14 protein-coding genes are annotated in these 14,520 nt (G+C 31.9%); 2 read left to right on the forward strand and 12 right to left on the reverse strand.

The features are described from left to right. Positions 1-36: 36 nt before the first annotated feature. From ML436_06640 to ML436_06665, 6 genes are all read right to left on the reverse strand, one after another. Entirely contained in the window at positions 37-516 is a 480-nt protein-coding gene (locus tag ML436_06640; protein ID UMT79397.1) for an SWIM zinc finger domain-containing protein, read from the reverse strand. Between the two features lie 120 nt (positions 517-636). After that, complete coding sequence (locus ML436_06645; GenBank protein UMT79398.1) at positions 637-1,338, reverse strand: ATP-binding cassette domain-containing protein; 702 nt, start codon at positions 1,336-1,338, stop codon at positions 637-639. Beyond that, complete coding sequence (locus ML436_06650; protein UMT79399.1) at positions 1,331-2,104, reverse strand: ABC transporter ATP-binding protein; 774 nt, start codon at positions 2,102-2,104, stop codon at positions 1,331-1,333. The genes ML436_06645 and ML436_06650 overlap by 8 nt, the downstream gene beginning before the upstream one ends. Continuing rightward, entirely contained in the window at positions 2,091-2,921 is an 831-nt protein-coding gene (locus tag ML436_06655; protein ID UMT79400.1) for an ABC transporter permease, read from the reverse strand. Before ML436_06655 ends, ML436_06650 begins: the two co-directional genes overlap by 14 nt. Further along, the gene (locus ML436_06660; protein ID UMT79401.1) at positions 2,914-3,900 is read right to left on the reverse strand and encodes an ABC transporter permease; all 987 of its coding nucleotides are present in this window, start codon (positions 3,898-3,900) and stop codon (positions 2,914-2,916) included. The genes ML436_06655 and ML436_06660 overlap by 8 nt, the downstream gene beginning before the upstream one ends. A gap of 330 nt (positions 3,901-4,230) precedes the next feature. Beyond that, entirely contained in the window at positions 4,231-4,575 is a 345-nt protein-coding gene (locus ML436_06665; GenBank protein UMT79402.1) for a hypothetical protein, read from the reverse strand. 206 nt (positions 4,576-4,781) lie between these two features. Between ML436_06665 and pepF the strand changes: the two genes are divergently transcribed. Continuing rightward, a complete protein-coding gene (gene pepF, locus ML436_06670) occupies positions 4,782-6,596 on the forward strand; it encodes an oligoendopeptidase F (GenBank protein ID UMT79403.1) in 1,815 nt (604 codons plus the stop codon). Between the two features lie 136 nt (positions 6,597-6,732). On the opposite strand, the gene phoU is transcribed toward pepF, so the two are convergent. The 6 genes from phoU to cvfB all read right to left on the reverse strand — a co-directional run bounded on the left by phoU (position 6,733) and on the right by cvfB (position 12,666). Further along, complete coding sequence (gene phoU, locus ML436_06675) at positions 6,733-7,374, reverse strand: phosphate signaling complex protein PhoU (GenBank protein ID UMT79404.1); 642 nt, start codon at positions 7,372-7,374, stop codon at positions 6,733-6,735. Between the two features lie 6 nt (positions 7,375-7,380). Then, on the reverse strand, positions 7,381-8,232 hold the full coding sequence (gene pstB / locus ML436_06680; protein UMT79405.1) for a phosphate ABC transporter ATP-binding protein PstB: 852 nt from the start codon (positions 8,230-8,232) through the stop codon (positions 7,381-7,383). A gap of 46 nt (positions 8,233-8,278) precedes the next feature. Then, a complete protein-coding gene (pstA, locus tag ML436_06685) occupies positions 8,279-9,196 on the reverse strand; it encodes a phosphate ABC transporter permease PstA (protein ID UMT79406.1) in 918 nt (305 codons plus the stop codon). Between the two features lies 1 nt (position 9,197). Continuing rightward, positions 9,198-10,124 carry a phosphate ABC transporter permease subunit PstC gene (pstC, locus tag ML436_06690; GenBank protein ID UMT79407.1) on the reverse strand — a complete coding sequence of 309 codons (927 nt, stop codon included), beginning with the start codon at positions 10,122-10,124 and terminating at the stop codon, positions 9,198-9,200. A gap of 190 nt (positions 10,125-10,314) precedes the next feature. Continuing rightward, on the reverse strand, positions 10,315-11,298 hold the full coding sequence (locus ML436_06695) for a phosphate ABC transporter substrate-binding protein PstS (GenBank protein ID UMT79408.1): 984 nt from the start codon (positions 11,296-11,298) through the stop codon (positions 10,315-10,317). Between the two features lie 465 nt (positions 11,299-11,763). Next, on the reverse strand, positions 11,764-12,666 hold the full coding sequence (gene cvfB, locus ML436_06700; GenBank protein UMT79409.1) for an RNA-binding virulence regulatory protein CvfB: 903 nt from the start codon (positions 12,664-12,666) through the stop codon (positions 11,764-11,766). A gap of 146 nt (positions 12,667-12,812) precedes the next feature. On the opposite strand from cvfB, the gene ML436_06705 reads away from it, so the two are divergent. Beyond that, complete coding sequence (locus ML436_06705; GenBank protein ID UMT79410.1) at positions 12,813-14,414, forward strand: ATP-binding cassette domain-containing protein; 1,602 nt, start codon at positions 12,813-12,815, stop codon at positions 14,412-14,414. The last annotated feature ends 106 nt before the right edge of the window (positions 14,415-14,520 follow it).

Here is a 14,520-nt window from a genome sequence, read left to right on the forward strand (position 1 = left end):
ATTGATAATCATTATCATTTAATAGGGGGTATATTTTTAATAGAATTCGTCTTCATCTTCAAATAATTCTTCTTCTTCGTCTAATCCAAACAACTCTGCCATTTCTCCATGTTCAATTAGCATATTTAAATATGCATCGCGAAGTTCTTCTACACTCATATCATTAACCATTTCTTTAAGAGAATCAATCCACATATTTTTACGTAAGTGATAGTCTTCTTCAACTTCGTTTAACATGATTATATGTTTATTTGCTTCTTCTGGACTAGCTGTAAATAATAATGCAATTAAATGTTTACATATCACGCGTCTTCCATCAGCATGAGGACAATTGCATTTGGATTTTCTAGGATGTTCCATATCAATATAGCAACGATATACATTGCTACCACTACCTTTTACTTCAGCCTCAAATTGAGTTTCAGAATATGATTTTAAGTTAATGACACATTTACTTTGATAATAACTAAAGCCTCTTTCTATAGAACGTATACTTGCAATATCAAGTAGTCCCATTATGACACTCCTTTTAAATATTCTTTATTTAAGCGAAAATAAAGGTAATATACACTTATATTAAGATTAACGATTTATCTTTATTTTAATATATCATATGAATATTGCATACTTATACTTTTAAAATGTAAATGCTTGTGTTAATTCTTTTGTATAAGGATGTCTATCTGAATTGAATAATTCAACCGTTTCAAAATCATCAACGATTGCACCATCCTTAATTACAATAATTCGATTAACTAAGCGTTGTAGTACCGATAAGTCATGTGATATGACAACTAAATGATTTAAATTCGCAATGGTTTGCTCTTTTAAAATGCTTATTACGTTTTGCTCAGCTATAACATCTAGATTTGACGTGATTTCATCACATATTAAAACACGAGGTTGCGCTAATAATGAACGCATAACATTAAATCTTTGTAATTGTCCACCACTTACTTCATTAGGATAGTTAGATAACAGTTGTGAATCTAAATCAAAGTTTGATAAATGTTGTAATAATAATTCCCGTTGATTGTCATCGGCTTTTAACCTACGATAATATTTTAACGCTTCTTTTAATGAGTCTTCAATTGCCCAATCAGGATTAAAGCTTGTTAATGCATGTTGGAAAATTGGTAATACAGCATCATCACTCATATAAATGCTCCCATTAATCGGCTTAAGCAATCCTAATAACAATGCTGACAAAGTACTTTTACCACTACCACTTTCTCCTAAAATGCCGACATTTTCACCATCATATATTTTAATATTGATGTCTTCTAACACTACTTGTCTTTTATTATAGCCAAATGTCACATGTTTTAACTCAATCATTATGATCCCTCTTTAATTGTGTTCGATATTTAATTAAAAATTCGGTATAAGGTTGTAATGTATCGTACTTAAAGTGCTTTATGTCACCGCGCTCAACAATGTCACCGTCTTTTATAACATTAATATAGTCACAATACTTTAAAACGTGACTTAAGTTATGAGTGATTATAAATAATGTTTGACCGTGTTCTTTTACAATGTGTTGAAGTAAATCCATAATTTTATAGTCGTTAATAACATCTAATGATGCTACTGGTTCATCTGCAATAATTAACTCAGGTTCTAACATTAAAACACTTGCAATATATACGCGTTCAAGTTGACCACCAGAAAGTTGAAAACTGTATTTCTTTAATATTTCTTCGCCAATTAAGTTAACCCACGACAATGCTTTATCAATTTGAGATAATGCTGCTTCTTTACTAACTTTAAAATGAGCACGATAAACTGCAATCAATTGTTTTCCTAATTTCGAGTGATCATTAAAACTTTCAGCATAATTTTGTGAAATATATCCAACAGTGCGACCATAAAATTGTTGCATGTTGTTTACGTTTTTATTATTGAAGTAATAATGATTATACTGACAATTTAAATCAGATGGTAAAAAATCCAGCAAAGCTTTTACCGTTAAACTCTTACCTGCACCACTTTCTCCAATTAAAGCGTTAACCTTTTGTTGATAAATTTTCAAATTGATGCCATTTATTAAAGATTTACCTTTTTGATTCTTGATAATTAAATTTTGTATATCAATGAGACTCATAATATTCACCCCGTTGTTTCAACAATTTATCTCTTAGTGCATCGCCAGTAAGATTAAAAATTAAAATCGTTGTAGCAATGACAGAAGCAGGCGCAATGAGCATAATTGGATGTGACGAAATAAAATCTCTGCCAAGTTGCAACATAGCGCCCCACTCTGGTGTCGGTGGTTGTGCACCTAGTCCTATGAATGATAATGAGCTGATGTATAAAATGATTTTCCCGAAATCGACCACCATCAAAACGATAATTGACGGCATTATCTTAGGTGTTAAGTGGCGTAATAATATTACCCTAGTTGGTACATGAAATAATTTTGCCATTTTAATGTAAGGTTTGGTAATTTCACTATTAACAATACTTCTTGTTAATCTTGTATAATTCATCCATTTTATAATTGTAATTGCAATAACTAAATTCCAAATACTTGGCTGAAAAAAACTTGCTAATGCTATCATGATAATAAATTCCGGTATACTTAGACCGATATCAACAATGCGTAATATAATGCGCTCTATCCATCCTTTTTTATACCCTGCAAGTAATCCAAGTGTTACGCCAATAATAACAATAGCAATTAAAGTTAAGATTGTGATGAATAATGTTGATCGTGCACCAACAATGACCCTTGTAAATAAATCACGACCATAGTCATCTGTTCCTAGTAAATGGGTCCAACTTATTGGTTCAAACGTTTGCGATAAGTTAACTTTTGTGGCATCAGCACTATTCACAAAGAATTGCAAAATAATCATAATTATTAAATAAAAGATAAATAAATAAAATGTAAAATTACCTTTAGTCAAACTTCTAAGCACGTTGATCACCACTTTCTAAGATAGATGATACGTTCGAATTATTTTTTTGATTTTTAAAATGTAAACGTTGTTTTGGATCAAACAATAGTGTGAGTACGTCAGCAATTGTATTGATTAACACCACAAAAAATCCTATAAACAATACACACCCTTGTATGATTGGATAATCCCGAGATTTAATACTATCCATCAATAAGTAACCAATGCCAGGTATATCAAATAAATTTTCAATAACAACTGTACCGCCAATCAGACTGCCTAGAGAAATACCTAACAATGGAATAATAGGTAAAAGTGTTGGTTTCAATAAATCATGCATCAAAATATATCGTTCGCTCATACCGCGTAATCGTGATGATTTAACGATATTGCTTTGATATAGCGAAAGTAAATTTGAACGAATTAATCGAATAATATACGCACACATACCTAATGACAATGTAAAAACAGGTAATACAAACTGATTCCATAAGGCACTATCAATATTTAATAAATTGGTGAAAATGAATAATAAAATAATGCCGATGAAAAACGCGGGCAAGCTAATTGACAATGTTGATACAGTTCTAATCACTTTATCAGTCAGTTTGTGATAGTGTCTTGCTGAAAGCACACCTAGCGGTATCGATATCGCTAATGACAAAATTAATGTTGAAAAAGATATGAGCAAAGTTGGTGGTGCATACTCAAATAGTGACTGTGTAACTGGTTCTTTAGTTTCGAAACTACGTCCTAAATTTAATTGAAGCAATTGTTGCATCCATTGCCACCACTGCGATATGATTGAATTCTTTAAACCCAATTTTTCTTCAGTTGCATTTATTTGTTCTGCCGACACATGTGACACATCAAGGTGAAGTATTTTATCTACAGGATTTCCTGGAGATAATTTCATCAAAATAAAAGTTAGTGTTGAAATAACAAATAAAACAACTACCATTTGAATTAGTCTGTACAATATAGACCTTATTATAAACATAATAGTCCCCCTCCTCGTGTAAGTTAATAATATTTTGAATTTATATGAGAATTACACAAATTTTTGTAACTTACAAATAAAGAACCACGATTCATTATAGTATTATACAAAAAGAAATTGAAGTGAATTCATTTATTTTAACAACAAACATTTTTGAAATGAGTATTTTTATCCAGAGTTGATAACCTACAATTTAATACGAAATCAAAACTTAAATTTAAGCAAAATAAAAACAACTATAGCACTTTTAATAAATAAATCCGTTCTTAAAGTTTCCATTAAAACAATACTTAAGGGATTTTTTAAACTTGTGCATATAGTTGTTGAAAATTATTTTTTATCTTTACGTCGGAGTTCGGCACCTTCATAGCCATATTTTTCAATTTGCTTTTCTAATTTACGAGCTTTTCTATCTTTACGCCAATTTCTAGTGAAATACCATAATAGAAAACTTATTATTAAACTCATGATGGCTAAAAATGCAGCATATCCTAACAATGGTTGATATTTTATTTCTTGAAAATTTGGAATGAAAAAGGCAAGCACGCCTAAAACTACAAATGTTATTACTGCTGAAACAAACCATTTATTTAAAACTAAGCAACAGAATATTGTTAATAAAATCATTATTAAAGTTGTGATCCATAAATAATTAGGCATATCGAATAATGTCATAACCATTCTCCTTCTATTTCAATACTTTCCTTGTATACATTTTATTATAAATTTTTAAAAACTTAAACAATGTCAGTCAGTTTTAAGTAGAATCACTTCTCCCTATAGAAAAAAGTCATTATACGTTGCTTCTTGGAAATCGTAACATTATCGTTCAGGCGTTAAAATTATGTATAATGAATGTATTATACCAAAGGAGTGATTATATGTCTCAAGGTTTACCTTTAAGAGAAGATGTTCCAGTTTCAGAAACATGGGATTTAACTGATTTATTTAAAGATGATCAACAGTACTATGAAAGCATAGAATCCTTATTACAACAAGCAAATGAATTTCATCATACATATGTAACAACATTAAATTCAATCGAACAAATTAATGTTGCTTTAGCTGAATTAGAAAATATTTTAATCGCATTAGATCGCTTAAGTAATTATGCAGAACTACGTTTAAGTGTAGATACTAGTAATATAGAGGCACAAGTATTGAGCGCTAAATTAGCTACTACATACGGTAAAATTGTTAGCCAATTATCTTTTGTCGAGTCAGAAATACTTGAACTCCCAGAAGAAGTTCTGCAACAATTAGTAGCATCATGTCCATATCAACACTATATTAAACAGTTGATTAAACGAAAGCCATTCCAATTATCTGCGTCAGTTGAACAGTTATTAGCAACTTTATCACCAACGCTAAATAGTCCATACGATTTATACGGCACGACAAAAATGCTAGATATTTCGTTCGATTCATTTGAGCATGAAGGTACAACGTATCCTGTCGACTATGCTACGTTTGAAAATGATTATGAAGATAATAAAGACCCTGAGTTTAGACGCAAAAGTTTTAAAACGTTTAGCGATGCGATTAGAAAATATCAACATACCACTGCGTCAACATATAATATGCAAGTGCAACAAGAAAAAATTGAAGCTGACTTACGCGGATTTGAATCGGTCATCGATTATTTATTACATTCCCAAGAAGTAACGCGTGATATGTTTGACCGTCAAATCGATATCATTATGACTGACCTAGCACCAGTTATGCAGAAATATGCTAAAATTTTACAACGCATTCACGGCTTAGATAATATGCGCTTTGAAGATTTAAAAATTTCTGTAGACCCTGATTATGAACCAGAGATTTCGATTGAAGATTCAAAAAAATATATCTTTGGTGCATTAAGTGTTTTAGGTGATGACTATACAAACATGTTACGTGAAGCATACAATCAACGATGGATTGATTTTGCTCAAAATAAAGGTAAAGATACTGGTGCATTTTGTGCGAGTCCGTACTTTACTCATTCTTATGTGTTTATTTCTTGGACTGGAAAAATGGCTGAAGCATTTGTATTAGCACACGAATTAGGCCATGCAGGTCATTTTACATTAGCTCAAAAACATCAACCATACCTTGAATCAGAAGCATCAATGTACTTTGTTGAAGCGCCTTCTACAATGAATGAAATGTTAATGGCCAATTATTTGTTTAATACAAGTGATAATCCAAGATTTAAACGTTGGGTTATTGGCTCAATTTTATCTAGAACATATTATCACAATATGGTAACCCATTTATTAGAGGCTGCATATCAACGCGAAGTATATCGTAAAGTAGATCTAGGGGAGTCATTAAATGCACCTACTTTAAATGAAATTATGCTAAACGTATATAAACAATTTTTCGGAGATGCAGTAGAAATGACAGAAGGTGCTGAATTAACGTGGATGCGTCAACCGCACTATTATATGGGGTTATATTCTTATACCTATTCTGCTGGTTTAACAATTGGTACTGTAGTTTCTCAAAAGATTAAAAATGAAGGTCAACCAGCTGTTGATGCTTGGTTAGAAACATTGAAAAAAGGTGGTAGTGTATCACCTATAGAACTTGCAAACATTGCTGGTGTTGACATTACTACAGATCAGCCACTTAAATCTACAATTCAATATATTTCTGATTTAGTGGATGAAGTAGAAAAATTAACAGATGAAATCGAACAAAGTAACAATTAGGATACACAGCACATTATAGAACAAATATATAAACCAAGATTCCCCCAATTTTTGAGGCGAGAATCTTGGTTTTTTAAGGGTTTATGAATAATAGAAATGTATACTACTGTAAGGGTGTTATAGAAACAGGGTAAGATTATTGTTCATAATGTGTGCCAGTTAAATAAAAATAGACACTTTCAGCGATGTTAATAATATGATCGCCAATACGTTCTAAATGTCTTGCTGCTAAATGGGCTTGAGCTGCAACAAATGGATCATTATCAATGAGATATGTCGCGTTAATAATATGGCTATATAAATCATCAATATCTTGATCTCGTTCTATAATTTCTCTAATTAATACTGTGTCTTTCTTTTTAAATGCTTGGTCTAAATCTTTTAACATTAACATTGCTAATTTTCCCATTGTTTTTAAACGGGTTAATACATAATCGTCAGTAATCTTCGTACGCAAGCGAACATTCGCAATACTCGCTGCATTATCACCTATTCTCTCTAAATCTGAAGCGATTTTTAATGAAGAAATCATCATGCGCAAATCACTCGCAATGGGCTGTTGCTTCGTAATAAGCATAATCACTCGTTCATTAATATCATAATTTAATTGATTAATATGTTTGTCATTTTTTACGGTTTGTCGCGCAAAGCTTCTATCATCAATACTTAATGATTTTATACCATTTTCAATACTCACGTAGACATTTGCTCCCAAACGACGTAATTCTTTAATGAGTTCATCAAGTTGTTCTTGGTACCGTTGTCTAATAATTGTCATTATATATCAACCAAACCTTCCTGAAATATAATCTTCTGTTTTCTTATTTGATGGATTAGAGAAAATTTTATCTGTGTCATCATATTCATTGACATATCCATTTAAGAAAAATGCAGTTTTATCCGATACACGAGCAGCTTGTTGCATATTATGTGTAACCATTATAATCGTATAGTTTTCTTTTAATTCTTGAACCAATTCTTCTACTCTTAATGTTGAAATTGGATCTAGGGCTGATGTCGGTTCATCCATTAAAATTACTTCAGGTTCAATTGCTAAACAACGTGCGATACAAACACGCTGTTGTTGCCCACCGGATAAACTATATGCATTCGTGTGCAACCTATCTTTTAATTCATCCCAAATCGCTGCACCTCGTAAAGATTTTTCAACAATTTCATCAAGAATTTTTTTATTTTTAATACCGTGAATCTTTGGACCGTAAGTAATATTATCGTATATTGATTTCGGAAATGGATTTGGTTGTTGAAATACCATACCTACATTAGTACGTAATTGTTCCTTTGAATACTTTTGATCAAAAATGTCTTGATCTCGATATAATATTTTACCAGCTGTTTTCACAGAAGGTACTAACTCAACCATGCGATTCAAAGTTTTAATATATGTTGATTTACCGCAACCAGATGGTCCAATAATTGCAGTTATTTCATTTTCATAAATATCTAAATTAATATTTTGCAATGCATGATTATCGCCATACCACAAGTCTAAATTTTGAGTCGAATAAATAACCGGATGCGAGTTGGCATCTGGTTCTGTTGTATGATGACTTTGTGAGTTGTCAAACGTATGACTTTGAGATATTTGTTTAGTTTGTGCAAGTGTTTGCGCCATATTTAAAACTCCCTTTTCATTGGTTAAATGAGATACATTGTTTATATTAGAATTTTTTACTAAATTTGTTACGTAAAATAATCGCAACACCATTCATTAAGATTAAGATCACTAGTAAAACAATAATGCCTGCTGATGCTACATTTTGGAATTCTTCTTGTGGCATTTTAGCCCACGTGAAGATTTGGATAGGTAATGCTGAAAATTGATCTAAAATACTATTTGGTAGTGCTAATAAAATAGTTGGTATACCAATAAGTACAAGTGGTGCTGTTTCCCCTAATGCACGTGATAAAGACAAAATGAACCCAGTTAATATTCCTGGTAATGCAGCTGGTAAAACAACACGTCTTATTGTTTGCCACTTGTTCGCACCTAAACCATATGATGCTTCACGAACAGAATTGGGCACTGCTCTAATCGCTTCTTGACTTGAAACAATGATGATTGGCAAAATCAGTAAAGTCATTGTAAGTGCTGCAGCCAATATACTGTTGCCCATTTTTAAAGCTTCGATACTAGCACCACCTACAAACAAAGTGTAACCAAGTAAACCAAACACGACTGATGGTACGCCGGCTAAATTTGAAATACTGATTTTGATAAATTGAGTAAATTTGTTGTTTTTCGCATATTCTTCTAAGTATATTGCCGTGCCTATTCCTAAAATGATTGACAGTGGAATAATACTTAACATTAACCAAAGTGAACCGATTAATGCGCCTTTAATACCAGCCATGGAAGGTGTTGAAGAAGAAAAGTTAGTGAAAAATTGTAAATTTAAATGACTTGCCCCTTTAATCAATGTTTGAGTTAACAATGCCACAAGAACAATAAGTCCTAACAATGTACAAGCTAAAAATATAAATTTGAATACTTTATTTTTAATCGTTCTCGATGATAAATGTCTTTGGACAAGTTGTTGATCGACGAGTGATTGCCTATCAGTTTCTGTTGTTGCCATATTAATACTCCTCTCTAAAACGTTTCGAGATCCATTGAGAAAGTAAATTCATGATTAATGTAAAAATAAATAGCGTGAAACCAACAGCATAGATACTGTAATAGATATTCGATCCAAAAGTTGCATCACCTGTCGCTATTTCAACAATGTATCCTGTCATAGTCTGAATTGAACTTGTTAAACTTAATGATGAAGTTGGAGAACTACCTGCCGCTAAAGATACAATCATCGTTTCTCCAATTGCTCTTGATATTGCCAATACAATTGAAGCTACAATACCTGATGTTGCTGCAGGAAGTACAACTTTTGTTGCTACTTCAAATTTAGTTGCACCAAGACCATAAGCACCTTCGCGAATTTTTTTAGGTACAGATGCCATTGCATCCTCACTTAAGCTCGTAATTAGTGGAACTATCATGATACCAACAACTAGACCAGGACTAATCGCATTAAATTCACCCAATCCAGGTATAATTGTTCTTAATACCGGTGTGACAAATGTTAGAGCGAAGAAACCAAATACGATAGTTGGAATACCTGCAAGAATTTCTAATATTGGTTTAATTATTCGACGTGAACGATCGCTTGCATATTCACTTAAATAAATGGCAGCACCTAAACCGACAGGTACAGCAAACACTGTCGCAATAACTGTAATTTTTAATGTTCCTATAATGAGTGCCCAAATACCAAATTTAGGATCAGAGCCTGTAGGGTTCCAAGTCGTTGAAAATAAAAACTCTGTGATTGGAATTCTTGTAAAAAAAGTAATTGTTTCTAAAAGTAAAGTGATTAAAATACCAAGTGTAGTTAGTATAGATACTGCTGATATAGCTGCTAAAATAACTGGTATAATTTTGTCATTATACTTCCCTTTTTTGCTATTGTTTTTTTCGATTAATGCTTTGATATTAGTAGATGAAGTCATAATCCAACCTCTTTCTATTGCTCCCAAAATAATTAAATTTGTAAAATAATGATGAATCACTATTTTAAGTCGATGAGCTTGTCGACTAACTGAATTTCAAAATCAGCGGTTCGATAATTCAAGCTTCATACCCTAAATAATGATTCACCATATCAATCAAGTTTAAAGACGAATTTAAAATTACATCTTGTTATTTTTTATCATCGGATTTTTTATCGTCTGACTTTTTGTCGTCAGATTTTTGGTTTTTATCAATAAATGCCTTCAAATCATCTAATTGAGATTTATAATCTTTTTCTGGTGCCGCTACATAGCCTGCATCTTCTGCAGATTTACCTTTATCTTCTAAGACAAATTTGATAAATTCAGACATTACTTTGTTTTCTTTTAATGCTTTTTCATTTACATAAATGAATAAGGGTCTACTTAATGCATATGAATTATCTTGAATTGTTTTTTTCGTAGGTTCTGTTGCTTTGCCGTTTTCGTCTTTAATTTTTACTTCTTTTAATTTATCTTTGTTTTGTACATAGAAGTTATAGCCAAAGTAACCGATACCTTCTTTATTTTTTGTTACAGAAGAAACGATTGCGTTTGTATCAGCATTTTTCTCTGCTTTAATATCTTCTTTATTCATTACTTCATTTTCGAAGAAGTCATAAGTACCATGACTTGAATTAGGAGATACTGCATTTATTTTTTTGTCTGGCCATTTACTATTTACATCTTTCCATGTTTTAGCTTTACCAGAATAAATTGCTTTAAGTTGCTGTTTGTCTAATTCGTCAACAAAGTCATTTTCTTTATTTACTGCAACCGTTACACCATCTTGCGCAATTTTGAATTCTTTGTATTTAATATTCTTATCTTGTAATTTTTGTTTCTCTTCATCTTTAATTGGTCTTGAAGCATCAGCAAAGTCGATATCTCCTGCAATGAATTTTTGGAAACCAGCACCAGTACCAGCTTGTCCGGCTGAGATTTTAGCATCTGAGTGATCTTTAGACCATTTTTCATTTAATTTTTCAATAATTGGTGCTACTGTTGATGATCCATCACCTTTTGCTTCCCCTTTTAAATCGCTATTACCACTGCCACCATTACCGCCACCACAAGCGCCTAATAATAGTGTTGCACCTAAAGCTGTAGTACCAACAAATTGCCATTTTTTCATTGAAATATCCTCCCTGTATGAACAACAAATAGTATTTGTATTGATTACACCTTTATCTTAACCTTGAATTATTAATCTCATTTTTAGAAACTGTAAATGTTGCATAAATGTTTGTTAAGAAATCGTAAATATTAATTTTGCTTATTTAAAAAATGATTTATCATTCGTAAAATTAAAATGCCTCATAAAAATTCTGACAAGGTATACATATCTATTGATAAATAAAATTGGGAATAAAAAATAGACTGATGAAAAGATAAAAACTTCTCCATCAGTCCGATGTAATATAGCACCATTGTTTTATTGATATTTTAAGTCTTCTTTCAGATTCCACAACAAAGACGATACCATTGTCTTTCCTCAACAGTTTCAACAACCAAGACTTTAACAGAGTATCAGCATAAAGTTGTTGACCAATCCATGCGCAATAAAAAACACGCATCCGATGATACGTGTTTACTTTACTTATTCTTTTGAGTCAATTCGACTCCAACCTTTTTTAGTTAAAGTGATTTTACCTGTTTCTATATTAATAATCTTCTGTTTATATAAGTGACCGATTGCACGTTTGAATGAACCTTTACTCATATTGAATACTTCTTTAATTGCTTCAGGGCTTGATTTGTCCCAGAATGGTAATTCGCCATCATATTCAACTAGTAAATCAAAAATGATTTGGCCATCATCGTCTAAACGTTCATGCGCAAGTGGTAAAAATGAACCGTTTAATTCACCTTTATCGTTATGTCCGATAATTCTAACTTGAACAGATTCACCTAATCTTGGTTCAGCTTTACGTTCTGATTCATGTACGAAAATTTTATAACCTGATTCGCTTAATAAGAAGCTTCCAATTCGTAATACACGATATGGTTTGGCCTCAATGACTTCATTTTTCATATTATCGTCGTGTACAGGTGTAAACATGTTTTCTACGACAGATTCACTCGCTAAACGCCCATACATATGATTTTCACGATCAATTCGCAATGTAACAAGTAAATGATCACCTGGTTGCGGCCATAATGATTTCACTTTTGGTAAATCTTCCCATGGTACTAACACTTCACGAGGTAATCCAACATCTATACGTGCCCCATCGCGATCCGTTTTAAGTACTTTAGCAAAATCATATTTATCTTTCGTAATATCAGGCATATTTTGAGTTGCAAATAATTCACCTGAACGGTTTGGATAAATGAAGAAACTATACTCTTCACCTACTTCTAATTCATCATCATCGTTCATTTCTGATTGGTTTAATTTAACGTTTTCACCATTTGGTCCTTTTAAAAGGTAAGTTGAGCCTTGTAGCCCTATTACTTCAAGGAATTCTATAGAACCTACTATATCTTTGTCTAATGCCATGTTATTCTCCTTCGATTCTTGTATTCTTAATTATTATAACATGTGTGCGTCATTCTATCATTAGAACTTATATGAGGTCGAAACTGTGACGATTATATGATATAATTCTTCCGTTAGAATATCGAATGAAAAAAAGGAGAAAATGCATGTTACAAGTAACTGATGTCAGTTTGCGTTTTGGAGATCGTAAACTATTTGAAGATGTAAATATTAAATTTACAGAAGGTAATTGTTATGGATTAATTGGTGCGAATGGTGCAGGTAAATCAACATTCTTAAAAATATTATCTGGAGAATTAGATTCTCAAACAGGTCACGTTTCATTAGGTAAAAATGAACGTCTAGCTGTATTAAAACAGGATCACTATGCTTATGAAGATGAGCGTGTTCTAGATGTTGTAATCAAAGGTCATGAACGTCTTTATGAAGTTATGAAAGAAAAAGATGAAATTTATATGAAGCCAGATTTCAGTGATGAAGACGGAATTCGTGCTGCTGAACTTGAAGGTGAATTTGCAGAAATGAATGGTTGGAATGCTGAAGCTGATGCAGCTAACCTTTTATCTGGTTTAGGTATTGATCCAACTTTACATGACAAAAAAATGGCCGAATTAGAAAACAACCAAAAAATTAAAGTTTTATTAGCGCAAAGTTTATTCGGTGAACCAGATGTTCTATTACTGGATGAGCCTACAAACGGACTTGATATACCAGCAATCAGTTGGTTAGAAGATTTCTTAATTAACTTTGATAATACTGTTATCGTTGTATCACATGATCGTCATTTCTTAAATAACGTATGTACACATATCGCTGATTTAGACTTTGGTAAAATTAAAGTTTATGTTGGTAACTATGATTTTTGGTATCAATCTAGTCAGTTAGCACAAAAGATGGCTCAAGAACAAAACAAGAAAAAAGAAGAAAAAATGAAAGAGTTACAAGACTTTATTGCACGTTTCTCTGCAAACGCTTCTAAATCAAAACAAGCAACAAGTCGTAAAAAACAACTCGAGAAAATTGAATTAGATGATATTCAACCATCATCAAGAAGATATCCTTTCGTTAAATTCACACCTGAGCGCGAAATTGGTAATGACTTATTAATCGTTCAAAATCTTTCTAAAACGATTGACGGTGAAAAAGTATTAGATAACATTTCATTCACAATGAATCCAAATGATAAAGCAATTTTAATTGGAGATAGTGAAATCGCGAAAACAACATTACTTAAAATATTAGCTGGTGAAATGGAACCAGACGAAGGTTCTTATAAATGGGGTGTAACAACATCATTAAGTTACTTCCCTAAAGATAACTCAGAATTCTTTGAGGGCGTTAATATGAACCTTGTAGATTGGTTAAGACAATATGCACCGGAAGATGAGCAAACCGAAACATTTTTACGTGGCTTCTTAGGTCGTATGCTATTTAGTGGAGAAGAAGTTAAGAAAAAAGCTAGTGTACTTTCAGGTGGAGAAAAAGTACGTTGTATGCTAAGTAAAATGATGTTATCAAGTGCAAACGTTCTTTTACTTGATGAACCAACAAACCACTTAGACTTAGAAAGTATTACTGCTGTTAATGATGGTCTTAAATCATTCAAAGGTTCTATTATCTTTACTTCATATGACTTTGAATTTATCAATACAATCGCAAACCGTGTTATCGATTTGAATAAACAAGGTGGCGTTTCAAAAGAAATTCCATATGAAGAATACTTACAGGAAATCGGCGTTTTAAAATAAGCTTAGATTAAAACATATCAATAATTAATATATTTTAATAAGACTTTGGCGAACATCTAAGATGCAAATTTTGTATTAAGATGTTCGTCTTTATTATATATTCGCA

Origin of the sequence: Staphylococcus roterodami (assembly GCA_022493055.1) — a bacterium.
GTDB classification, from domain to species: domain Bacteria; phylum Bacillota; class Bacilli; order Staphylococcales; family Staphylococcaceae; genus Staphylococcus; species Staphylococcus singaporensis.

Coding starts and splice junctions, on each gene's coding strand:
- ML436_06665 (UMT79402.1), bottom strand. CDS start 4,575: ATGACATTATTCGATATGCCTAATTATTTATGGATCACAACTTTAATA.
- pstC (UMT79407.1), bottom strand. CDS start 10,124: ATGACTTCATCTACTAATATCAAAGCATTAATCGAAAAAAACAATAGC.
- pepF (UMT79403.1), top strand. CDS start 4,782: ATGTCTCAAGGTTTACCTTTAAGAGAAGATGTTCCAGTTTCAGAAACA.
- pstA (UMT79406.1), bottom strand. CDS start 9,196: ATGGCAACAACAGAAACTGATAGGCAATCACTCGTCGATCAACAACTT.
- ML436_06645 (UMT79398.1), bottom strand. CDS start 1,338: ATGATTGAGTTAAAACATGTGACATTTGGCTATAATAAAAGACAAGTA.
- ML436_06650 (UMT79399.1), bottom strand. CDS start 2,104: ATGAGTCTCATTGATATACAAAATTTAATTATCAAGAATCAAAAAGGT.
- cvfB (UMT79409.1), bottom strand. CDS start 12,666: ATGGCATTAGACAAAGATATAGTAGGTTCTATAGAATTCCTTGAAGTA.
- ML436_06640 (UMT79397.1), bottom strand. CDS start 516: ATGGGACTACTTGATATTGCAAGTATACGTTCTATAGAAAGAGGCTTT.
- ML436_06695 (UMT79408.1), bottom strand. CDS start 11,298: ATGAAAAAATGGCAATTTGTTGGTACTACAGCTTTAGGTGCAACACTA.
- pstB (UMT79405.1), bottom strand. CDS start 8,232: ATGGCGCAAACACTTGCACAAACTAAACAAATATCTCAAAGTCATACG.
- ML436_06705 (UMT79410.1), top strand. CDS start 12,813: ATGTTACAAGTAACTGATGTCAGTTTGCGTTTTGGAGATCGTAAACTA.
- ML436_06660 (UMT79401.1), bottom strand. CDS start 3,900: ATGTTTATAATAAGGTCTATATTGTACAGACTAATTCAAATGGTAGTT.
- phoU (UMT79404.1), bottom strand. CDS start 7,374: ATGACAATTATTAGACAACGGTACCAAGAACAACTTGATGAACTCATT.